We start from the raw sequence: 22,138 nt of genomic DNA, 5'->3' as shown, positions 1-22,138 counted from the left end.
AGGACGGCACGCTCCCCTAGAAGAGGGAGATCGCGCTATCCGGAGCTCGCGCTCAGCAGAACTCTCCGAAGGGTCGGTCGAAGGTCGTGAGCCAGTCGGTGAGTCGCTTCTTCATGTCTGACAGGATCTTGGCGTAGGCCGGGTCGGAGGCGAGGTTGACCGTCTCCCCCGGATCCTTGTTAAGGTCGTAGAGCTGGTCGGCATCGAAGTAGGCTGGATGGGCCTTCCGCGCCGTCTCCTCCAGGTCGAAGGTGGTGTCCATCTGGTAGGCGGGTCGACCAAGCGTGTTGTTCTTGATCTGCTCCTGGAGCTTCGGCGGGTAGCGCAGGGCGATGTACTTGTACGAACCGACCATCACCGCTCGCACGTGACCGACCTCCAGGAAGGCGGCGTCACGCCAGGTCACCGGCTTGCCCTCGACCAGCGGCAGTATGCTCCTACCATCGAGGTGCATCTCGGCGGGAGCAGTGACTCCGCAGAGGTCGAAGATGGTTGGCGCGAAGTCGATGTTCTGGACGAACTGGTCACAGCGTGTGCCGGCCGGGACATGACCACTGTACCGAAGCAGGGCCGGGGTATGAGCACCGCCCTCGTAGCAGGTCCCCTTGCCGCCCTGGGTAGTGTTGTCGCTGAACACGAAGACGGCCGTGTCCTCCAGCAAACCGTACTTCTCCAGTCGCTGCAGCACTGCGCCCACTCCGTCGTCGAGCCAGGTGGCACCGGCTGCTGACTCAGGCAGGCCGGCTTCCTGCACTCGGCGAAAGACTGACTCGCGCGAGGGCTGCGCGTCTGTGATCGGCGCCGGCAGCATCCCGACGGGTGTCATGCAGGGGTCCAGTCGGAGCGATCGCGTCGGGAAGGGGCTGTGCATCAGCGTGGGCGCCATGTATAGGAAGAAGGGCCGGTCCTTGCTCTGATCGATGAAGTCCAGCGCGCCCTTCGTCACCCACTCCATGTTGTGGGCCACGAAGGCGTTGAGCTTGTAGTCCGCAACGTTTCCCTGGTACATGCTCGCCGCGTAGTCAAAGCCGCAAGTGCGGGCGAAGGCACAGAGCACTTCCTGGTTCGCGGCCATCACCCGCCCCACCTCAGGGTCCGTCAGGTCGGAGTCCGGCGCAAGCTTCTGGTAGGGCCCGCCGCCGACATGCCACTTGCCCGCGCAGCCCGTGGCGTAGCCCGCACGCTGCAGGACTGTGGGAAGGTTGAGCCGTCCCGGCAGCAGGGGTGTGTTGAACATCACCTGCGACTGCTGACCGGCAGGATTGTTGTTCATGAAGGCCGGGGCCTCGCAGCGGCTCGCATACTCCCCCGTGAGTGTGATGTAGCGACTGGGGGTGCAGATCGCCGAGGTCGTGTAGTTGCGGCTGAAGAGCACGCCTTCGCGGGCCAGTCGATCGATGTTCGGCGTCAGCACCTGGCCGCCGAAGCAGCCCAGCGTGTTGGCGTTCTGATCGTCGGTGATGATGAAGACAACGTTTGGGCGACGCCGCGGAGTCGTTGCCTCCTGAGCCAGAGCCTGCGGTACGGTTCCCAGCAGGCCGGCTGCTGCGAGGCCCGCTGCACCCACTGCTCCCTGCAGCACGAAATCCCTGCGGCTCATTGCCTCACGCCGATCGCGCTCTCCCATGGTCTGCCTCCTGACGCCCTCTGGGCATGGCATCACAAACCGGTCGGCCTTTGGGAAGGATTGTTCGTGCCGGATGCAGAAGGCCCCTTCCCTTGACCGAGCCTTTGCAATCACGAGGTGACATTGATGCCCGAGACCGTGAACAGCTCAACCCTGGCAATCAACGGCGGTCCGAAGGCCGTGACCAGTCTGACGGGCGGCGACCCCAAGCTGGGGTTGGAAGAGTTGCGCGAAGTCCTTGATCTGTGGCCCCTGAGTGCGGAGACGCGAGCCAAGGTCGACGCTGCGCTGGAGGGCGAACAGTTGGCTGCCGGTCCCCATCTGTTCCGCTACTATGGTCCGACCGAGTCGAAGGTCTCACAGCTCGAGAAGCAGTTCGCCCAGAAGTTCGGATCGCCCTATGCCCTGGCGGTCAACTCCGGCACTTCAGCGCTCATCACCTCACTGGTGGCCCTGGGCATCGGGCCTGGTGACGAGGTGATCGTTCCCGCCTACACCTTCTTCGCCTCACCGGCGAGTATCGTGACCGCGCGGGCAATCCCGGTTCTCACCGAGATCGACGACACGCTGTGCCTCGACCCGAACGCCGTGGCCGACAACATCACCGACCAGACCAAGGCCATCATGGTCGTCCACATGGCCGGCATGTGCGCCGACATGGACCCGATCCTGGAGATCGCCCGGGAGCGCAAGCTCTTCGTCATCGAGGACTGCGCCCAGGCAGAGGGCGGCACCTACAAGGGCAAGCACCTCGGGACCCTCGGCGACTGCGGCGCCCACTCCTTCGACTTCTATAAGCTCATCGCCGCGGGCGAAGGCGGCATGGTGACCTGCAAGGACGAGTTCGTCGCCATGCGTGCCGCAAGCTGGCATGACACTGCTGCTTGCTGGCGCCCCGACCGCTACGCTTCCGAACGTCGCGAGGGCGAGCTCTTCGCCGGCGAGAACTACCGCATGAACGAGATGGCCGGCGCAGTGGCGCTCGCCCAGCTTGCCAAGAACGACTGGTTCATCAGCAACAACCAGCGCGTCAAGCAGGCGGTCCTGGCCGGTCTGAAGCCGCATCCGAGGGTACAGCTCCAGCGCATCCCCGACTCCGGCGAAGCCTCCACGGGCCTTGTGTTCTTCACGCCGACCACCGAGGATGCCATCAGTGTCGCCCAGGCGCTGCGTGCTGAGGGCATCGGCGCCGGCGGGACCTTCGACCAGACCGTGCGCGACTGGCACTGGTACGTGCATTGGGAGCACATCCTCGAGCAGAAGACTGCGACCAGCGAGGGCTGCCCCTACACCTGTCCGTACTACAAGGGTACTCTCCCCGACTACAACGTGGACATGTGCCCCAACACCCGCGACTACCTGATGCGTGCCGTGCGCGTCGGGATCGCACCGACCTGGACGACCGAGGAATGCGCTGCGGTTGCTCAAGGGATCAATAAGGTAACCGCGGCGTTGTTATAAGGGAACCGACGTCGGCCGCGGCTGCGCAGGCCTTCGCTGATCGGGCCGGTGCAGCCACGACCGGCGTAACCACAACGTGGAGCCGGAGAGGTCTGCCCCCGGGTCTGATCGTCGAAGGCCAAGAGTGAGGTGTCCAACCACTAATGCAAGCCCATCTGCTATCCTTCCTGTTCTCTGCCGCCTGTCTTGCGCTGGTCTCCGTGGCCGCTGCAGCACCGGTCGCTCCCCCGGCCGAGCGCATCGCCCAGATCGCCAAGATGCTCCCGGAACAGCCCCAGGGCCTCGGGAGGCCTGCCAGTGACCGCGCAGCCTGGGACGCCCTGGCGAAGAACCCCGCCCTCGCCGAGGTGGTCAAGAACGCTGAACCCCTGCTGACTTTGCCGCTGCCCGACCGGGGTGACGAGTTCTTCCTCCAGTACACCAAGACCGGCGACCGCAACAACTGGCAACGAGTCTCGGGACAGCGCCGCGGTCGAGTCGCCCCTCTGGTCCTGGCCGAGTGCATCGAGAACAAGGGCCGCTTCATCCCTGCCCTGGAGACGCTCATCAAGTCCCTCTGCGAGGAGCGCACCTGGGTGATGTCGGCCCACGACGGCAAGCTGGACAACTTCAACGGCAAGATCGTTGACATCGACCTGGGCTCCTCCGGCCTCGGCTGGTCCCTGGCGATGGCTGACTACCTGGTCGGCGACAAGCTCTCGCCGGAGTGCCGGGCACTCCTGAAGACCAACCTCAGGAACCGCATCCTGGTGCCCTTCGAGGACATGGTCAGCGGCAAGCGCACGCCGAACTGGTGGATGCTGACCACCAACAACTGGAACGCGGTCTGCTTCGCCGGCGCCGTGGGCACTGCTCTGATCGAGGCCGAGTCTCGCGAGGAGCGTGCGCTGTTCGTCGCCACCGCCGAGTTTTGCTCCCAGTACTTCCTCTCCGGGTTCACGGCCGACGGCTACTGCACCGAGGGCCTCGGCTACTGGAACTACGGCTTCGGGCACTTCGTGCTGCTCTCAGAGATAGTGCGGCAGGCGACGGGCGGGCAGCTTGAGCTCCTGGCCCTTCCCGAGGCTCGCAAACCGGCGGAGTTCGCCGCGAACATCCAGGTCATCAACGGCGTATCCCCGGCCTTCGCCGACTGCGGCGTCACCGCTGCGCCCGACAGCCGCACGATGTACTACCTGAACCGGCGCTTCGGCTTCGGTCTCTCGCAGTACGACGGTATCCGGATCCCCCTGAGCCCGCTCCAGGAGACCATGATCTACCTGTTCCCCAACGGGGTCTCCCAGGTCTCTGCGTCTGCTACAAAGGCGACGGCGCCGGTCCGCTCGTGGTTTGACAAGGCGGGCATCCTCATCAGCCGCCCGCAGCCGGGAAGCGACTGCCAGATGGGCGTGGCCCTCAAGGGCGGCAACAACAACGAGCACCACAACCACAACGACGTCGGCTCCTTCGTGGTCGTCGTCGGTGCGCGGCCAGTGCTGCTCGATCCGGGTGCCGAGACCTACACGGCTCGCACCTTCAGCTCGCACCGCTATGACAGCAACCTGCTGAACTCCTACGGTCACCCGGTGCCGGTCGTTGCCGGGCAGCTCCAGGCTACCGGTGACGCGTCGCAGGGCAAGGTCATCAAGACCCAGCTCACCGACGACACCGACCTGCTGCAGTTGGATATCGCCTCGGCCTATCGAGTGCCCGAGCTTGAGAGCCTCGTGCGCACCTATGAGTACTCGCGGAAAGGCGCTGGGAGCCTGACCGTCAAGGACGAGGTCGCCTTCAAGACCCCCAAGACCTTCTCCACAGCCCTCCTCACCCTTGGCAACTGGCAGCAGACCGGCCCGAACACCCTCGTGGCCTACCACGTCGAGGAAGCCGTCACGGTGGAGATCGACACCGGCGGCAAGCCCTTCACGCTGCGCACCGAGGAGATCAAGGAGGACGGCTCGCATCCGATCCGTCTGGGCATCGACCTCAACGAGCCCGTAACTGAGGCCACGATAACGGTCAAGATCAAGCCCATGGCAAACGAAGCACCCGATGGCGGCCTCCTGCGGAACGGCGACTTCGAGCTTCAGGGCTGGTGCTGGGACATCCCGCGTGACGGTCGCGGCGTCATCTCCCAGGAGCAGGCCGCCGGCGGCAAGTACTCGCTGAAGGTCACCGACCTCGACAAGAACGCCGGATCGAACATCAGGTCGGCCCGCATCGCGGTCGCCAAGCCCGGCAAGTACGCGCTCAAGGGCAAGATCTTCCACACCCAGGGCAACGGCGTCGGCATGTATATGTACTACTATGACGAGGCCGGCACGTTGCTGAACCAGGTTGACGCCCAGGGCAACATGGCCGGTATCGGGACGCCTCAGGGCGCAGTCGGTCGCTGGGCCGACTTCTCCTTCCCCTTCGAGACGCCCAAGGGCACCAAGACCATGCAGATCTGGATCCACAGCTACACTGGCGCTGTCGTCGAAGCCTACCTCGACGACCTGCAGATCGTGCCCGTCGGCCGGTAAGCCAACTTACACAGAGGGGTCCGGTCAGGTGACCGGGCCCCTTTTCCTTCTCCGGAGGCATACGCTCCCCGCCATGCGCAACAAGCTCAAACGTGAACGTGTCCGCAACCTCCGCGACGAGGGCAAGGCCTCTCCTGGTGAGCCCCGCATTGAGCTCTGCCGGCCCACACCTGAGCAGCCCGCTCTGCGCCGGTACGTTCCCGCAGAGGCGACCCGCGACCCCTCTGCCCTTCAGAAGGCAGGCATCCTCGACTGGCGCGACGACCTACCCGGCAAGCGCCTGGAGGACCTCTCCGAGGTCGCGGACCACATCCTCCTCGGCGACAGCGCAAAGGTGCTGTCGGCCCTTCCCCGGGCCTGTGTCTCCTGCGTCATCACCAGTCCGCCCTACTGGAATGCGGTTGACTATGGGTACCCGGGGCAACTGGGGACCGGCAGCTATGAGGAGTACCTCGAGGAGCTCCTCGCAGTCTGGAAAGAGTGCGAGCGGGTTCTGGCGCCCAACGGGAAGCTGTGCATCAATACGCCGATTCTGCCGATCCCCAAGAAGGTCATGCCCCACCAGCACACGCGGCACCTCAAGAACCTGTGCAACGACATTGAGGCCACCATCCTCCACGGGACCGGTCTGGAGCGCTACAGCCTGTACATATGGCAGAAGCAGACCACGGAGAAGATGTTCGGCAGCTATCCCTTCCCTCCGAACCTGCTGGAGCAGAACACCTGCGAGTTCATCAACGTCTTCGTCAAAGCGGGGCGTCCACGGGTCCTCCCGCAAGCTGTCAAGGAGCCCAGCCGTCTGACGGAGAGCCAGTGGATGAACCTCACCCGGCAGGTCTGGAGTCTCTACCCGGCCGATGTGAAGCGTGCCCAGCACCCGGCACCCTTCCCGGAGTCACTGCCAAACCGGCTAGTTGCCATGTACACCTTCGCCGCCTGTCCGGAGGAGGGCTTTCCCGGAGATCTGGTTCTCGATCCCTTCTGCGGAACCGGGGCCACCTGTGCCGCCGCCAGGAAGCTGTCCCGGCGCTATCTGGGCATCGACCTGTCCGAGGATTTCGCCCTGAAGGCCGCCGAACGCTGCGCCCAGGCCCAGCCGGACTCCACTGTCTTCCTCTGCCCCTGACCCGGCCTTCCGCGAAAGCCTTGGCCTCAACTCTCGGTTACTGGTATACTCAAGGTCCATCCTCCCTGCTGAGGAGCGCCTGTCCTTCGAGTATCTGCTGACGCCGCGGCGGGACACCGATCAAGGACGCCCTATCTCCAACTACCCGTCCCTGAACCTGGATCCGACCGCGGACGGGTGTGGATTTCATGCGTGACGTAGCCTCCGAAAACGACGACCGCGGGATCACCATCCAGCGCGTCGGTGTGCGCGATCTGCATCTCCCGGTCATGATCCGGGAGAAGTCGGGGCGCAATGCCCACATGCTCGGCCAGTTCGACGCCTCGGTGGAGTTGCCCAAGACCGAGCGCGGCACCCACATGAGCCGCTTTGTGGAGATCCTGGCTAAGTGGAGCAAGAAGAGCGTCTCGATGCGCGAAATGCGCGAGATGCTCGTCGAGACCCTTGAGGCCTTTGGAGCCCGGACGGCGCACCTGAGCCTGTCCTTCAAGTACTTCCTGGAGAAGAAGGCTCCCGCTACCGGCATCGTCAGTCCCCTGGACTACGACTGTCGCTTCGAGGCCGGCGTGGTGGACGGTGAGTACCGCTTCGTGATGGTGGTGACCGTGCCGGTCATCACTCTTTGCCCGTGTTCGAAGGAGATCTCCGACCGGGGCGCCCATAGCCAGCGCGCGCTCCTGACGGTGCGGCTGGAGTCGGAGTCCGGTGTCATCATCTGGCTCGAAGACCTCATCCCGCTGCTGGAGCGCCAGGGAAGCCACGACGTGTATCCGCTGCTGAAACGTGCCGACGAGAAAGCGGTCACCGAAGGCAGCTACGACAATCCCAAGTTCGTGGAGGACGTCGTCCGGGACACCATTGTGGCCTTGCGGTCGCTCCCGGGCGCGAGGATTTTCTCTGCCGAGTGCGAATCAATGGAATCGATACACAACCACGTTGCGTACGCCTACGCAGAGTGGGGTAGGTAGGAAGGCGGTCTCCGGGTTCGGCTCCGGCCTCTCCCGGGACATCCCAGGTCGTGCGAACGAGGGCTGTTGATGGAACCGGTCATTGCCGTTTTTCTGTTCGCGGTAGGTGTGGCGATCCTTATCGGGGGCTTCAAGCTGTATCGCCACCTGATGGAGCAGGCGGCCCAGATGGCCGAGCCTGAGCCTGAGATGATGCCCGGCGACGCCGAGGTCGAGGGCGAAGTGGCTGCCGACGGCCTGGTGTATCTGTTCGGGCACGAGTTTGCCCAGGGCAAGGTGCCCAAGCCCCTGGCGCTGCCTCGTGATCGTGCCTTCTCGCCTCTCACCGAGGAGGAGCTGGACCCTGAGGACTGGGCGCTTCAGATCCTCTATGCCGCGCTGTGCGACCTCCACATGCAGGGGGCTCTCGAGTTCCGGACGGTCGAGCGGACGCCTTCTTTCCTGCCTCCCTTCGCCCAGAAGCGGTGGGAGCTGCAGACCATCCAGAGGATGCCCTTCCCCACCTCGCCGGTGATGGATGCGCTGGACGTTGCCTTCGGCCTCATGCGGGCGCGGAAGCAGCAGCGAGTGGCCCAGGGCAAGGAGGAGCCCTCCGAGCTGTGGTGCTCGCTGGACGAGATTGTGGAGCGAGCGCTCAAGGCCATGCGGCAGGAGATCAGCTTCTGGGAGCGCAGCGGCGTCTACGGCGACCTGCGCAACTACGTGGCCTCCAGTCTCATCGCCCAGGGCTACCTGCAGCAGCCAGCCAAGGAGACTTGGCTCGACCGGCGACGCTCGAACCGGCCCAAGCCGAATCTGGCCCCCATCGAGGAGCTCACACCGGAGCTGGAGGCGCTCAAGCATCGCCTGGCCCAGTTCCGTCTCAAGTACGGCTCGGCCTATGCCCGGGGTGAGAAGCAGCCCGAGGAGGGCCAGCAGGCAGTCCACAATGTGGACCCCGATCTGGTGGTTCGTGAGGCCGGCTTCGACGACATGCCGCTGGACGACTGCCTGCGCATCAGCATCTTTGAGATTCTGGTCAGCCTGCGCCAACTCGAGCCCAGCGGAGACGCCGGCATCTGACCCACCGCGCATAGGACGGACACAGCCGCGCGCGTGAACCTGCGCGTCGGCGTGTCTGCCGGTACCTCCTGCCGGCCGTCCTCCAGGCCACCTCACCATGCGGATTTCCGATCTCATAACCGTTCATGATGCGCCCCGAGCCATCGACCTCGCGGGCATCGACGAGCTCTCGCAGACCCTGGAGCGCGAAGGGACCGACCTCACCCTTGGCACTGCCACCCGTCTGCAGGACCTCCTGGAGCAGTATGTAGCCGGCGAAACCGAGCCCGTCGACATCGTACGGGTCATCCTGGGCGCCATCGCCGCCGACGGTGAACGCGGTGGCGGCTATCTGGTACGCGGTCCCGGTGGGTCAGGCAAGTCTCATCTGCTGGGGCTTCTGGCTCTGCTTCTGCGTCATCCCACTGCCTGGTCGGTGTTCCTCCAGGCCCATGCCGCCTATGCAGACCTGCGCGACCGTATCACCCAGCGCAACTACCTGGTCGTCAGTATTCCCCTCTCCGAGCACCGCGGGCATGAAGAGCACCTCGAGGATGTGGTCTTCGACCGCACCGAGCAGGCCTTGCGCTTCTCGCGCCTTGGCCTGGCGGTGCCGCTCTCCGAGCAGTCCCATGCCCTCGACCTGATCGACCGCCACATCGTCCCCCGCTACGCCGCCGAACTGGACACCTATACCCAGGTGCATGCACCCGGGTTCTCGACCTGGCAGGCGCTCCGCGAGCACGATCCCGAAGAGGCGGTGCAGCTCGCCCGCCAGTTCGCGCAGGAGATCAGCTACCCCCTGGACTTCCGCCAGTCCCGTGTAGAACGTCTCGCCCGTCTGCTGGAGATCCTTCGCGAGCACAACGTGGCGGGAATCGTCTGGCTGCTGGACGACCTCAACGAGTTCCTGGCAGGCGCCGACCCGAAGGCCGTACATGGCGACTGCTCCTTCCTCGATTTCGTGGGGCAGCGCTGCAAGATCGCGCCGCTGTACCTGGTCGCCACCCTCGACGAGGGGCTGGAGCAGGTCGGGTCGGTTGAGCCCTATCTGCTGGGCTCGATCCGCACCAGCTATCGCGCCGATCTGGCCCTGACACCGGAACACATGCGCACCGTGGCACGCCGTCGGGTGATCCGCCGAACCGACCCCGACAGCTACGCCGAGGCCACCGAGCAGGTCCGCACGGCATACCAGTCGGCCTTCGGCACGGCCAGCTTCTCCCGCGAGGCCCTGGCCGATTCCTATCCACTGCACCCGACGGCGCTGCAGTGTCTCGAAAGCATCGCCGGACGCTTCTTCAGCGCCGCGGACACCCTGGTCGCCTTCATGCACGACCTGCTTGGCCAGACGGTGCTCGCCGGCGCGCTGTCGCGGGACTGCCGGCGGCTCATCACCACGGACGACGTGTTCGACTACCTGCGATCCCGAATCGCCTCCCACCCCGAGGTCTCGGCTTACATCTACGACGTGCTGGATTACTACCAAAAGAACGCTGCCGAGGTGTTCCCGGAGGCGCCGGAGCTGTGTCTGCGGCTGGTCCGAGCGCTCATCGTCCTGCGCCTGGCCAACATCACCGCACCGCTTCCGCTCCTGGTGGAGTCCCTGGGCCTCGGTGATGACGGGCGTCCCACGGCCGACCCCGAGCAGGCCGAGAAGGCCCTGGAGGCCATGCGGCTTTGGGGCAGTTTCGTGGACCTGCGCCGGGGCGTTGTGGATGGTCCTGCGGCCTACTATGTGGACGTGGGGGCCAGCGTGAGTGAGATCCTCCGCCGCCGGGTCGCTGCGGCCAAAGCGTCCTTTGGACCCGATGACCCGCGACTGTGGCGTCACGTGCTATCAGCCTGCGAGGACTCGGCCTTCCCGCTCGCCCAACTGACCGAGAGCCGCACCCTCGAAGTGCAGTGGCGCAACACCTTCCACTGCGTCTCGGCGCAGCTTCTCGACCTGTGCACGCTCACCCCGCCGGTGGTGGCCGAGTACGTCGGCGACCTGGGCGACCCGGCGACCGTCGAGGATGCGCACCTGTTCCTGGGGCGGTTGCCCGACTGTGTGTCTCAGCGCAAGGTCTGGGCACAACTGCGAGAGGGCATGCCGGCCAGTCGCTGGTCAGCGGCGCTCCTGGCCTGGATCCCTCGCGACCTGACCCCGCAGGAGCTGGACCACCTCAAGGAATACGCCGCCATCGCGGACATGCTCGAAGACGAATCGGCCCTCAGCGCCGAACCCGGTCTTCGCGACGAACTGCTGGAGCTGCATGGCCCGGCGCTGACCCAGGTGCGCAAGAACCTGCGTGCTGCCTACTACGCGGGAGAGGTCCTCTCCCCCTTCGGTCATGCAGTTACCCCCGGTGAGTTGGGGCCGCTGAGCGGCGATTGGTCCGCTACGCTGGAGGCCGTCACGGAGCGTGCCTTCGATCGCGTGTTTCCCGACTTCGGGCCGCTTGCGCCACGGCGTCCTCTTCTGTCCCGCGATCAGATCGATACCCTTGTGGATCGAGTCCTGCGTCCGGGAGTCGTGAGCCTCCCCGAGGAGGACCCGCTGGTCGAGATGATCCGCAGCTACCTCGAGCCGCTGGGCCTGATCAGCTTCAAGGACGATCAGTGCATCGTCGACGTAAGCCGCAGCAAGGTCGCCGCCGAGGTCATGGCCAAGGTTCGCCAGCGCGACCAGACGCCACAGAACGAGACCGGTCGCCCACTGTCCTGCTCGGACCTCGCGCAGCACCTGGTGAAGTCGCCACTCGGATTGCCGCCGGAGATGTTCGAGCTGGTCATCGGCGCACTGATCCGAACCGGCTACCTGGCGGCGGTTCGCAGTCGGACACAACTGGTGCGACTGGAGGATGTCGCGACCCCGCTGAGCGGATCGGTGCAGTACGTCGCGCGACCGCCCATGCTGTCCGGGGCTGAGTGGCAGGTCCTCGCCCGGGTCTGCCGCATCGTGCTGGACTACTTGCTGCCGGGGCCTGACCTGAGCGTGCAGATGCAGGCCTGGGAGCGTCTGCTGAGCGCTCGGGGCGAGTACCTCGACCAAGTGTCGCAGCTCAGACAGCGGCTGACGGAGCACATCGAAGCCCTGGAGAGCCGCGAAGCCCAGTGGCGCGAGACCCTGGCCGATCTCGACGCACTCACCAAGATCTTCCAGTGTGTGCGCCCGGAGTTGCACCCGGCCCTGGGGCTTCAGGAGTTCATCCGGGATGTGGAGGACTACGTCGGCAGCTCGTCGGGCACGTCGCGGCTGTCGGGGCTGTTCCGCCGAGTCGATGCGCTCACGCTCTACCTGGACAGGCTCGCGCCCGAGGTGGTTGCCGTCCGAAGCTACCTGCTGAGCCCCGAGCTGCGCCTGGAGCGCGGCGGAGATATGGACGCTCGTCGCCAGCTTGTGCTGGGGATACTGAACTCCGGTGAGGAGGTCCTGAGCGAGGAGATGAACCTGCGCCGACAGGTGCAGATCTTCCTCACGGGCTACCGCCGCCGCTATGCCTCCTGGCATGGCCGCGTGTACCGGTCGCCGGTGTTCGACCAGTACCGCAGCGTCCATCAGTCGCCCGAGATGCGCGCACTTCACCAGCTCGGCAAACTGCGCGTGGATGTGGATGTGACGGCCGAGGACCTGACGAATCGGATTGATGCCCAGATGGCCCGGCGCTGCTCGCGCACGGACTTCGGCGAGGCACTCGACTACTCGCCGGTATGCCCCGACTGCCATCTGCGGCTGGATGAAGAGCCCGAGTTGCTGCCTGTGGAGGAGCTGATCGAGGAGGCGCGGCAGGCGGTTCGCGGCTATGCCCGGGCGCTGGCGGACAGTCCCTTCCGGTCGCACCTGCGCGACTATGCCCAGGCCGCTCCGCGCCGTGGGGATGTGCCCGAGAAGATCGAAGCCATCCTGGAGTTAGGACCGGATCCCTCGCCGCGGGAGATACTGAACCTGTTCACCGAGGACGTCCTGCCCCACCTGAACCGCATCTTATCAGGCAAGCAGGTGGCGCCACGCAACTTCGGCGAGTTGCGGGATATGCTCGACGGCCGCACCCTCAGCAAGACCGAGGCCCAGGCCCTCTTCCAGCAGTGGCTCTCCGGCGGCGGCGACCAGATCGACGACGACGGACTGCTACAGATCGAGGGTAGCTAGCCGGCCCTCGGACGCAGAGGGGGCACTCACAGGTCCAGCACCCAGGGCTCCCAGCCGATCCTGCCGATCATCTCGCGGTACTCGTCGGCGGTGATGTCCTCGGGCTGCTTCCCCACCAAGGCCACCACGAGCCCCTGCATCGCGTTCGTCCCCAGGGTTTCCCCGTCCAGTTCCGGCGTCGTCGTGATGAGTCGCGCCAGGCCTCGGGCACGGAAGTCGGCGATGTCACGCTTCCGCACCGTATTCGTGATCACTACCTTGCCGGCCAGCGGCGCTTCGCCTTCCTGCGGCGGCGGCATGGAGCGCGTGATGTAGTGCTTGTCGCCGGCAATCACGTCGGCCCAGTCGAAGTAGTGCCGGTACTTCGGGGTCGGTTTGTCCTGCTTGGCGCCGGTGGGGTAGAGCATGGTGAAGGGCATGCGACACACGATGGGCAGCAAGGTGCGAGCCGCAAGCTGTAGCTGCCACAGTCGCGTCAGGCGCACCGGTATGCCCAGTGCGAAGATAAAGTCACCGAAGATGTTGCGCGTGTTGAGCTTCGAGAAGGCCTCGGCGATGCCGAAGCGGTCCACCCCGCTCGGCATCAGGACCTTCAGGTTCTCCAGGCCACGCTCCTTCTGCTGAGGGTGCAGAAGACCTCGCTCGACGATGCGCTGGATCACCACGGGCTCCCAGGCTGCTTTGAGGCCGCTACCGTCGACGACCGGCGTGATCTTGGCGGCCTGGGCCATCTTGAGGGCATCGCGGATGACGTAGCGCCGACCGGCCGCCATCACGTAAAGGTCGATGCCACCGAGACCGATCGCCGCGACCTTCCCATCCAGCTCCGCGATCATCCGGCACGCCTTGTCCATGTCGCCGTCAGAGCCGATACGCTCGATCGAGAAGCGCTCCCCCAGACACTCCACCTCAGCCTTTTTGTTGCCGGCCGAGGACCCCAGACTCACGCTCACAATCCGTTTCACCGCAGTCGCTCTCCTATCGATCAGCGTTGCCAGAAGGGTTCGTCAGAACCCGCGCACGTCCTGCAGAACGCACGTCGGACGCCATGCCGGCGCCCGAGTTCTGCTCTGCTTCCGCGTTCCCAGGGTCAGGCAAACAGCGTGAGCTGCTCGGCAATGCGGCCCGTGTGCAGGTTCGTCGTGAGGTTGCCCCTGGTGAGCAGCGCACCGTCGAAGTGCTCCAGCGCGATCTGGCGCAGACGGTCCAACTCCGAGGCAGCGAACCGCCAGGTGCGCGTCTCCGGCTCGTACTCTCGGTGCTCAGGGGTGATGGACTTGAGGACCGCGACAACGTCGTGGGAGGTCCCTGCCTCCGCCTCGAACTGCACCTGGTACGCCTGTCGCTCGGGCTCCCAGACAATATGAATGAGGCTTCGGCGCCCGTCCTTGCTCATGTCAGTGCTCACCAATCATAGCTGTGATGTAAGGTGTGAAGATCGGTGCCCACCCGTCGGTCACAAGATACCGCCACCGAATAGCCCCGTCAAGCAGACCCCGTCAAACAGATGTGCGAACAGAACCCCCGAAGACACGGCGCGTCGCCTGCGGAAGGACACGAGACAGCCAAGGGCGAAAGGGCCAAGGTCAAGGCCCCGCCAGTACACACCTACCGAATCCCGGGGTCACCACTTTACATGGAGAGCAGGCTGTCGAACATGGCTTCACCACATCGTGTCCTTGCTGTTGTCGCCCATCCAGATGACGAGTCCTGGTGCTCAGGCCTTCTGGCCGCCCAGGTCGATGCCGGGTTGGAGGTCCATCTGGGGATTGTCAGTAACGGGAACCTCGGGGGTATGCCCGAGCTGACCGCAACGGAGCGCGGAGAGACGCGCCACCGAGAGGCAGAACGGGCCGCCGAAGTGATCGGCTGCCACCTGCACTTCCTCGACATCGGCGACGATGAGCTGATGGAGCACTACACCAACCGCTATGTCGAGCTGGAGTGGCGACTGCGCGACCTCGTGCGCGAGGCTGATCCCGAGCTGATGATCGTGCCGGCCCTCGACGACTACCACCAGCATCACCGGTTGGTCGCCGAGGTGGCTCTCAACGCCTCCACGGGTGCTGCGAACTCGGCGCTGGTCAGCGAGAAGCCGCCGTCCTCCTGCGTCCCGACGGTCATCCACATCCAGCCCTTGCCGCCGGCGCCCTTTGCTCCTGATCTGTACGTGGATATCTCCTCCACCGCGGAGCGTAAGTTCAACGCCTTCCTCTGTCACGAGAGCCAGCACTCCTACCTGCAGAGCCACCACCGCACGGACTTCCTTGAGCTGGTGCGCAGCACGGCCAGGCTTCACGGCATGGCCTGCTCGGTCGAGTACGCGGAAGCCTACACGCTGTGCCGCCGCTGGAATCGCACCGCCACAGTGCAGGCTCTGGCACCGTTCTTTCCGGACGCTACGGGCTAGCAGTGCCAGGCCCTTCGACGCGCTTGAGCCTCCTCTCAACGCCAACTCCTGGAGGGTACCGGATTATGAGAAGACGCCTCTGCGCCGCCTGTGTCCTGATGCTGCTTGCCTTCTGCACGACCCTCGGATGCTGTGAGCCGGAGGCTCAGAAGCTGCCCTACCAGGACCCAAAGCTACCGACTGAGGACCGGGTCGAGGACCTGCTCAAGCGCATGACGCTGGAGGAGAAGGTCGCTCAGCTCGGTGGCGATGCGACAGGCATGTCCACGCCCGAGAACACCCGCCTGGGCATCCCCGGCTACACCATGGCCGACGGTCCCTACGGCATCCGACGCGGCAAGGCTACCTGCTTTCCCCCGGCGCTGGGCATGGCTGCCTCCTGGGATGAAGACCTCGTGACCCGCGTCGGTGAGGCCCTGGGTCGTGAGTTCCGTGCTCGGGGACGCTACGTGGCGCTTGGGCCCTGCATGAATCTGATCCGCGACCCGCGCGGTGGCCGCAGCTTCGAGACCTTCGGCGAAGACCCCTACCTCGTCGGGCGACTCGCCGTCGCCTATGTGCAGGGGATGCAGAGCGAGAAGTGCATCGCCACGCCCAAGCACTACGCCTGCAACAACCAGGAGAACGGTCGCGGCGGCCTTCCGGTGGACATCGACGAGCGGCTGCTGCGCGAGCTGTACCTGCCGCATTTTGAGAGCGTCATCAAGGAGGCGCAGGCCTGGGCGGTCATGGGCGCCTACAACAAGGTCAACGGCTTCTACTGCTGCGAGAACAAGCACCTGCTGCGCGACCTCCTCAAGGACGACTGGGGCTTCAAGGGGATCGTGATGACCGACTGGGGCGCCTGCCACAGCACCGTCGGCTCACTGCTGGCCGGACTGGACGTGGAGATGCCCCGCGCCAACTACTATGGTCAGCCACTCCTTGACGCGGTGAAGGCCGGCAAGGTCCCTGAAGCCCTGATCGACGACGCCGTGCGGCGCGTCCTCCGCACCAAGTTCTGGGCCGGGGTTTTCGAGCAGATGCCTGTCGCCGATGACAGCTTCATCAACACTCCGAACCACCAGGCCCTGGCTCGTGAGGCTGCACAGAAGTCCTGTGTGCTGCTCAAGAACGACCGCGGGCTTCTGCCGCTGGACAAGACCCGCGTGAAGTCCATCGCCCTCTTCGGCCCCAGTGCTGCCACTCCACGCCCCTGTGGCGGCGGCAGCAGCTCGGTGACCCCTTACTACAACGTGACGCCGATTGACGGTCTCCACACCAAGCTGGGGCCTGACTTCAACATCACCTACCTGCAGGGCTGCCCGATGGAGCCCTGGGAGAACACCAAGACCGTTCCGACCGAGGTGCTCGCCCCCTCGAAGGGGCAGGCGGGCCAGACGGGCCTCACCGCCGAGTTCTTCGCCACTCCCGACCTCAAGGGCGACCCGATTCTCACGCGTGTGGACAAGACGGTGGACTTCGACTGGAAAACCGGTGCGCCGGCAGAGGGCGTGAAGGCCAACGGCTTCTCGATTCGCTGGACCGGCATGATCACTCCTCGCCAGACCGGCGAGCACCTCCTCAGTCTCACCACGGACGACGGCTGCCGCCTCTTCCTGGACAACAAGCAGCTCATCAACGACTGGAAGGACCACGCTGCCGAGACCCGCACCGCCACCGTCAAGCTCGAGGCGGGTCACAGCTACGACCTCCGGATCGAGTACTACGAGAACGGCGGCGATGCGGTCGCCAAGTTCCAGTGGGCTGAGCCCAACCGGCCGGCTGGGGACTTCAAGGAAGTCCGCGCTCTCGCCGCCGCGAGTGACGTCGCCATCGTCTGCGTTGGGACATCCTCACGCCAGGAGAGCGAAGGCCGTGATCGGGCGCATCTGGCCCTCACCGGCGAGCAGGATGCGCTGGTCAAGGCCGTCGCAGCCAGCAACAAGAACACCATCGTTGCGGTCATCAGCGGAAGCGCCGTGCTCATGGACCAGTGGATAGACTCGGTACCGGCGGTCGTGCAGGCCTGGTTCGGCGGTCAGGAAGCCGGGAACGCTCTCGCCGACGTCCTCTTCGGCGACGTGAATCCTTCCGGCAAGCTGACCGTGACCTTCCCGCGCAGCGAGGACCAACTCCCGCCCTTCGACGCCCACTATGAGACCGCGGGCGAGGGTCGAGGCTATCGCTACTACGAGAAGAAGGACCTCCAGCCTCTCTTCCCCTTCGGCTACGGGCTCAGCTACACGCAGTACCTGTACAGCAACCTCGAAATCGAGCCGCGCAGCATCTACAAGGGGGAGCACGTCAAGGTCAGTGTGGACGTGCAGAACGTCGGCCAGCGCCCCGGTGACGAGATCGTCCAGTTCTACGTACAGGATCCCGTCTGCACCGTCGACCGACCGGAGAAAGAACTCAAGGCCTTCGCCAGAGTGCACCTGCAGCCGAATGAGGCCAAACGCATCACTGTGGACCTCGGCCCAAGGGCCCTGGCCTTCTATGACGTGAACACGGAGGGCTGGGTCGTCGAGCCGGGAGAGTTCCGCGTCCAGGTCGGCGCGTCATCCCAGGATATCCGTGCCGCGGGCAGCTTCCTCGTCGAGTAGTCGACTCGCGGGCTCGGCGCAACCAGGCCACACTTCATCGCTTCGTTCTCTCGCCCAGGACAGGAGGAGCGCGCATGGCTCTCAAGAGAACCGTCGCCCTGCTGATCCTGGGCCTACTCGCAGGAGGTCAGGCAATGGCCCAGACTGTCACCAACTCCCTGGGGATGCAACTCGCCCTCATCCCCGCCGGCGTCTTCATGATGGGCCAGGCGGAGGGTGGTGACTGGGACGAGCGCCCGGTGCACCTCGTGACCCTCACCCAACCCTTCTGGATGGGCGTAACCGAGGTCACGAACGCGCAGTACGAACTCTTCGACCCGTCGCACAAGGCGCTGCGCGGCAAGCTGGGGTTCTCCACCGCTGACGACGAGGCTGTCGTCTTCGTGAGCTGGGAGGAAGCTAGCCGCTTCTGCGAGTGGTTGTCTCAGAAGGAGGGCAAGCCCTACCGTCTCCCCACCGAAGCGGAATGGGAGTACGCCTGCCGTGCAGGAACGACGACGCCCTACTTCACCGGCGACGACCTGCCCCCTGAGATGCACAAGAACGTCTGCCTGAGCTGGTACCCCGATGCGGACCGTGACCCCGCAGACCAGCCGGTCCCGCTGACCGTCGGCAAGACGGCAGCGAACGCCTGGGGCCTGCAGGACATGCACGGAAACATCGAGGAGTGGTGTGCTGACTGGTACGGTCCCTATGAGGCCGAGGACCAGACAGACCCCGTGGGCCGGATCACCGGTGACTTCCGGGTCACACGCGGTGGTAGCCACTCCACGGAACTGCGTCATTTGCGGTCGGCGAATCGCGCAGGCACCTTGCCGCAGGACAAGTCCTGGCTGATCGGCTTTCGGGTGGTGCAGGCTCCGCAGCCAACCACTGTGCCTCTGCCCGCACCGGAGAAGCCTCTGCATGCGCAGAACGTGGATCAGACCGTGCGACACCTGCCTCCGCTGGACGCCGACAAGCCCTACTTCGGCGGGCCGATCCCCTATGTGAAGGTTCCGCCCGACAGCCAGGGGCCGCTCTTCTCCAAGCACAACCACGATCCAGCCATCGTCGCCTGCCCCAACGGTGACCTGCTGGCAATCTGGTACACCTGTCTCACCGAGCCGGGCCGCGAACTGGGGATTGCCGCGAGCCGCCTGCGCTACGGTACCGAGGAGTGGGAGCCGGCCTCACCCTTCTGGGATGCGCCGGATCGCAACGACCATGCACCCGCGCTCATGGCCGACGGTGAGGGCAAGCTGTACCACTTCAACGGTCTCGCAGCGGGCGGGACCTGGGGCAACCTCGCGACCATCCTGCGCGTCTCTTCCGATAGCGGTGCGACCTGGTCTGCGGCCCGCCTGATCATGCCCGAGCACGGGACCCGGCACATGCCCGTGGAGTCCGCCTTCGTCACCCGCGAGGGCTACTTCCTGCTCCCCTGTGATGCAGTCACGGGCGGAAAAGGCGGGACTGCGGTGCACCTGAGTCGTGACAGGGGTCTCACCTGGCACGACCAGGGCGAGGGCAAGCCACAGCCAACCTTCGCCGAGGGCACCGAGGGCGGCTGGGTTGCCGGAATCCACGGCGGCGTGGTACAGCTCTCCGATGGCCGCCTGATGGCCTTCGGACGCGACAACAACAACCGCGGTCGCATGACCATGAGTCTCTCCGCCGATCTGGGCGAGACCTGGACCTATCAGGCTTCCGACTTCCCGCCCATCGACGGCGGCCAGCGTCTCGCCCTGCTGCGTCTGCGTGAAGGTCCGATCCTGATCATCACCTTCACGGACTGCAAGCGGTCGCCGCTCAACACGATGAAGGGCATCACGGTCAAGGATGCCGCCGGTCATGAGGTCGAGGTCTTCGGGATGTTCGGAGCGGTGTCTTTCGATGAGGGCCGCACGTGGCCGGTGAGGAAGCTCCTCACGCCCGGAGGACCGGCGCAGGAGATGAAGGGCGGCGGCAACACCGGCGACTTCATCATGGATGCGACCCATGCCGAGCCGGCGGGCTACCTGTCGATCACCCAGAGCGAGGACGGCGTGATCCACCTGATCTCGAGCCGCCTCCACTACCGCTTCAACCTGGCCTGGCTGAAGGAGCCGATGCCCGGGGACGATCGATAGCACACCGACTGGAAGGGGAGGTGCCCATGTTCCTTCGCAGCTTTCTCACGACCTGGGCGCTGCTCATTGGGGCAATGGCGACGAGTGCGCCCTTACTGGAGCAGGACTTCGAGACGGCGCTGAAGGACCCGTGGCCGACTATTTCGGCGCCCTGGTCGATTGTGGCCGACGAGGCCCGACTGGGCAACCACGTGCTGCAGTGCGCTTCCGACGCCGGTAGTCGCCTCACGGTCGGCTCGCCCGACTGGACCGACTATGAGGTTCGCCTCCGGGTGCGTGTTCTGCGCTCCACGGCCGACTGGCTGCATATCAAGATCGCCTGCCGCGCTGCTACCACCGAGCGCAGTCTCTACCTGAACCTGCGCAACACCGGCCCGGTGATGGTGCGCCAGGTCGGTAACCAGTTCACGCCTCTGGGCGAGGCCGGCGCTTTCCCCATCGAACCCGGACCGTGGTACCAGGTACTCCTCCGCTGTGAGGGACCGGTCGTCTCGGCTACCGTCACGAACGAGACGAAGCCAACCGAGACCAGCTCCGCGCGAGTGTATGAAGAGATGCTCAAGGGCGGGCCCATCCGCCTCGAGGTTGGTCTTGGCCGGGGCGATGCCTGCGTCCAGCTCGACGATCTGACCGTGACGCCCGTCACGGCCTCCCCACTTCCGCAAGGCCGCCGGCGCTCCGTCGAGAGCCGGAGTCTCCGGGTAACCCTCGACGAAGCTCTTGGTACCCTCGACTTCACCGACCTGCGCAACGGTCGCACTTGGTCGCAGACTTCCCGCCTCGGCTCTCTGCCCCAGGTCGAGGACGTGCGAGTCGACGGATCGACGCTGAGCTACCGGCTGTCGCTGCCGGGCGGCGCAGCCCGGGTCGCGGTTACCCCGGATGACTACGCCGAGGTCCTCGTGACCCTCACCCCGGAGAGCGGCGAGCTTCACCAGCCCGTCGCCTATCCTCCACCCATCGTGCCTCCCAGTTCCGAGGCCGAGTGGGTCCTTCCCGCCGACGAGGGCGTCCTGATTCGCGCAGATCGAGCCGACCTGCCCCGGTTCACCGGCACCTACACCTGGTCGCAGGGGTCGCTGCTCATGCCCTGGTACGGTGTCCTGCAGGGCGACGCCGGCCTGATGATGCTCGTCGAGACGCCCGACGACTGGGACATGGCGATCTCACCCATGCCGACGGCGACAGGCGCTCTGGCCGTCGCTGCGGGTCGCTGGCTACCCTCGAAGGGCGCCCTGAGCTACCCGCGACGTCTCCGCTTCTGCGCCTTCGACCAGGGCGGCTACGTGGCCATGGCCAAGCGCTACCGGGCCTTCCTGCAGCAGACCGGCCGGTTCAAGACCATCGCCGAGAAGGCCGCCGAGGTGCCTGCGGTCGGCAAGCTCGTCGGCGCCATCGACATCTACGACAAGAGCGCACCGAACGACCACACGGTGCTGGACTGGATGATTGCGCAGGGGATCCGCCGGGCGCTCTACTACGGGAGCGAGACACCCGACAAGAACCGCAAGGCGGCTGAGGCCGGCTATGTGACCGCCATCTACGATATCTACACGGACATCGCCGGACCGGAGCTTCTGGCAATCTGGGGACCTGCGAAGGACCCGCTTGACCATCGCAAGAACGGGTACCCGCAGGAGTGCGTGGTGACTGCTCAGGGGGCATACAAGCCGGGCTTTGCCTATCCTGTCGGCGCAGCAGGCGGAGTCGATCCCGCCGGACGTGCGGGCAAGCGCATCCCCTGCTACACCCGCTGCAGCCTCACCAAAGCCGCGTGGCTGCAGCGCATCGTCCCGGATCAGGCCCAGCGCCTCGGACTGATGAGCCGATTCCTGGATGTCGAGACGGCGACGACCCTCGCGGAGTGCTACTCAGACGCACACCCCGCCACACGCACTCAGGACCGCGAAGCTCGTCGCGGGCTCTTCACCTACCTACATTCACTCGGCCAGGTCTGCGCGTCTGAGGGTGGTTCCGACCTTGCCAATGACCTGCTTGACTACCAAGAGGGGTCGCTGACGCTGAATCACTTCGGGGGAGTCGCCGGGGTGTACGTCGGCACGTCGCCCTTCCGCCTGCCGGAGGAGTACATACGCTCCCAGTTCGACCCGGCGATCCGTGTCCCGCTGCGGGAGTTGGTCTATCACGACAGCACCTGGGTCACCTGGCG

13 protein-coding genes are annotated in these 22,138 nt (G+C 65.4%); 10 read left to right on the top strand and 3 right to left on the bottom strand.

Annotated elements, in window-relative coordinates:
• Positions 1-52: 52 nt before the first annotated feature.
• The gene (locus ABFE16_18720; protein ID MEN6347337.1) at positions 53-1,627 is read right to left on the bottom strand and encodes a sulfatase-like hydrolase/transferase; all 1,575 of its coding nucleotides are present in this window, start codon (positions 1,625-1,627) and stop codon (positions 53-55) included.
• A 126-nt stretch (positions 1,628-1,753) separates the two neighbouring features.
• Between ABFE16_18720 and ABFE16_18715 the strand changes: the two genes are divergently transcribed.
• From ABFE16_18715 to ABFE16_18690, 6 genes are all read left to right on the top strand, one after another.
• Positions 1,754-3,088, top strand: a complete 1,335-nt coding sequence (locus tag ABFE16_18715; protein ID MEN6347336.1) for a DegT/DnrJ/EryC1/StrS family aminotransferase — start codon at positions 1,754-1,756, stop codon at positions 3,086-3,088.
• A 143-nt stretch (positions 3,089-3,231) separates the two neighbouring features.
• Positions 3,232-5,592: a heparinase II/III family protein gene (locus tag ABFE16_18710; protein MEN6347335.1), complete on the top strand. Its 2,361-nt coding sequence runs from the start codon at positions 3,232-3,234 to the stop codon at positions 5,590-5,592.
• Between the two features lie 73 nt (positions 5,593-5,665).
• A complete protein-coding gene (locus ABFE16_18705; GenBank protein MEN6347334.1) occupies positions 5,666-6,718 on the top strand; it encodes a site-specific DNA-methyltransferase in 1,053 nt (350 codons plus the stop codon).
• Positions 6,719-6,906: 188 nt separating this feature from the next.
• Positions 6,907-7,686: a GTP cyclohydrolase FolE2 gene (folE2, locus tag ABFE16_18700; protein ID MEN6347333.1), complete on the top strand. Its 780-nt coding sequence runs from the start codon at positions 6,907-6,909 to the stop codon at positions 7,684-7,686.
• Between the two features lie 69 nt (positions 7,687-7,755).
• Positions 7,756-8,748: a hypothetical protein gene (locus tag ABFE16_18695; GenBank protein ID MEN6347332.1), complete on the top strand. Its 993-nt coding sequence runs from the start codon at positions 7,756-7,758 to the stop codon at positions 8,746-8,748.
• Between the two features lie 97 nt (positions 8,749-8,845).
• Positions 8,846-12,862 (top strand): DUF6079 family protein, encoded by a 4,017-nt coding sequence (locus ABFE16_18690; GenBank protein MEN6347331.1) that lies wholly within the window; start codon positions 8,846-8,848, stop codon positions 12,860-12,862.
• Between the two features lie 26 nt (positions 12,863-12,888).
• On the opposite strand, the gene ABFE16_18685 is transcribed toward ABFE16_18690, so the two are convergent.
• Together ABFE16_18685 and ABFE16_18680 are read right to left on the bottom strand one after the other, a co-directional pair.
• Positions 12,889-13,827, bottom strand: coding sequence for a quinate 5-dehydrogenase (locus ABFE16_18685; protein MEN6347330.1), 939 nt, complete (start codon positions 13,825-13,827; stop codon positions 12,889-12,891).
• Between the two features lie 125 nt (positions 13,828-13,952).
• Entirely contained in the window at positions 13,953-14,258 is a 306-nt protein-coding gene (locus ABFE16_18680) for a hypothetical protein (GenBank protein ID MEN6347329.1), read from the bottom strand.
• 261 nt (positions 14,259-14,519) lie between these two features.
• On the opposite strand from ABFE16_18680, the gene ABFE16_18675 reads away from it, so the two are divergent.
• The 4 genes from ABFE16_18675 to ABFE16_18660 form a co-directional block, all read left to right on the top strand.
• Positions 14,520-15,272 (top strand): PIG-L deacetylase family protein, encoded by a 753-nt coding sequence (locus ABFE16_18675; protein ID MEN6347328.1) that lies wholly within the window; start codon positions 14,520-14,522, stop codon positions 15,270-15,272.
• Positions 15,273-15,337: 65 nt separating this feature from the next.
• A complete protein-coding gene (locus ABFE16_18670) occupies positions 15,338-17,857 on the top strand; it encodes a glycoside hydrolase family 3 C-terminal domain-containing protein (GenBank protein MEN6347327.1) in 2,520 nt (839 codons plus the stop codon).
• 74 nt (positions 17,858-17,931) lie between these two features.
• A complete protein-coding gene (locus ABFE16_18665; GenBank protein ID MEN6347326.1) occupies positions 17,932-19,968 on the top strand; it encodes an SUMF1/EgtB/PvdO family nonheme iron enzyme in 2,037 nt (678 codons plus the stop codon).
• A gap of 26 nt (positions 19,969-19,994) precedes the next feature.
• On the top strand, positions 19,995-22,138 hold a 2,144-nt coding region (locus ABFE16_18660), incomplete at its 3' end, for a glycoside hydrolase (protein MEN6347325.1).

Source organism: Armatimonadia bacterium (assembly GCA_039679385.1).
Classification (GTDB): domain Bacteria; phylum Armatimonadota; class Zipacnadia; order Zipacnadales; family JABUFB01; genus JAJFTQ01.
Note: the sequence above shows the minus strand (reverse complement) of the source record. Positions and strands in the feature narration are given on the sequence as shown.

Excerpts from the sequence above, each read along its gene's own strand:
- ABFE16_18720 (MEN6347337.1), bottom strand. The coding sequence starts at position 1,627 with ATGGGAGAGCGCGATCGGCGTGAGGCAATGAGCCGCAGGGATTTCGTG.
- ABFE16_18695 (MEN6347332.1), top strand. The coding sequence starts at position 7,756 with ATGGAACCGGTCATTGCCGTTTTTCTGTTCGCGGTAGGTGTGGCGATC.
- ABFE16_18680 (MEN6347329.1), bottom strand. The coding sequence starts at position 14,258 with ATGAGCAAGGACGGGCGCCGAAGCCTCATTCATATTGTCTGGGAGCCC.
- ABFE16_18670 (MEN6347327.1), top strand. The coding sequence starts at position 15,338 with ATGAGAAGACGCCTCTGCGCCGCCTGTGTCCTGATGCTGCTTGCCTTC.
- ABFE16_18675 (MEN6347328.1), top strand. The coding sequence starts at position 14,520 with ATGGCTTCACCACATCGTGTCCTTGCTGTTGTCGCCCATCCAGATGAC.
- folE2 (MEN6347333.1), top strand. The coding sequence starts at position 6,907 with ATGCGTGACGTAGCCTCCGAAAACGACGACCGCGGGATCACCATCCAG.
- ABFE16_18705 (MEN6347334.1), top strand. The coding sequence starts at position 5,666 with ATGCGCAACAAGCTCAAACGTGAACGTGTCCGCAACCTCCGCGACGAG.
- ABFE16_18665 (MEN6347326.1), top strand. The coding sequence starts at position 17,932 with ATGGCTCTCAAGAGAACCGTCGCCCTGCTGATCCTGGGCCTACTCGCA.
- ABFE16_18690 (MEN6347331.1), top strand. The coding sequence starts at position 8,846 with ATGCGGATTTCCGATCTCATAACCGTTCATGATGCGCCCCGAGCCATC.
- ABFE16_18715 (MEN6347336.1), top strand. The coding sequence starts at position 1,754 with ATGCCCGAGACCGTGAACAGCTCAACCCTGGCAATCAACGGCGGTCCG.
- ABFE16_18710 (MEN6347335.1), top strand. The coding sequence starts at position 3,232 with ATGCAAGCCCATCTGCTATCCTTCCTGTTCTCTGCCGCCTGTCTTGCG.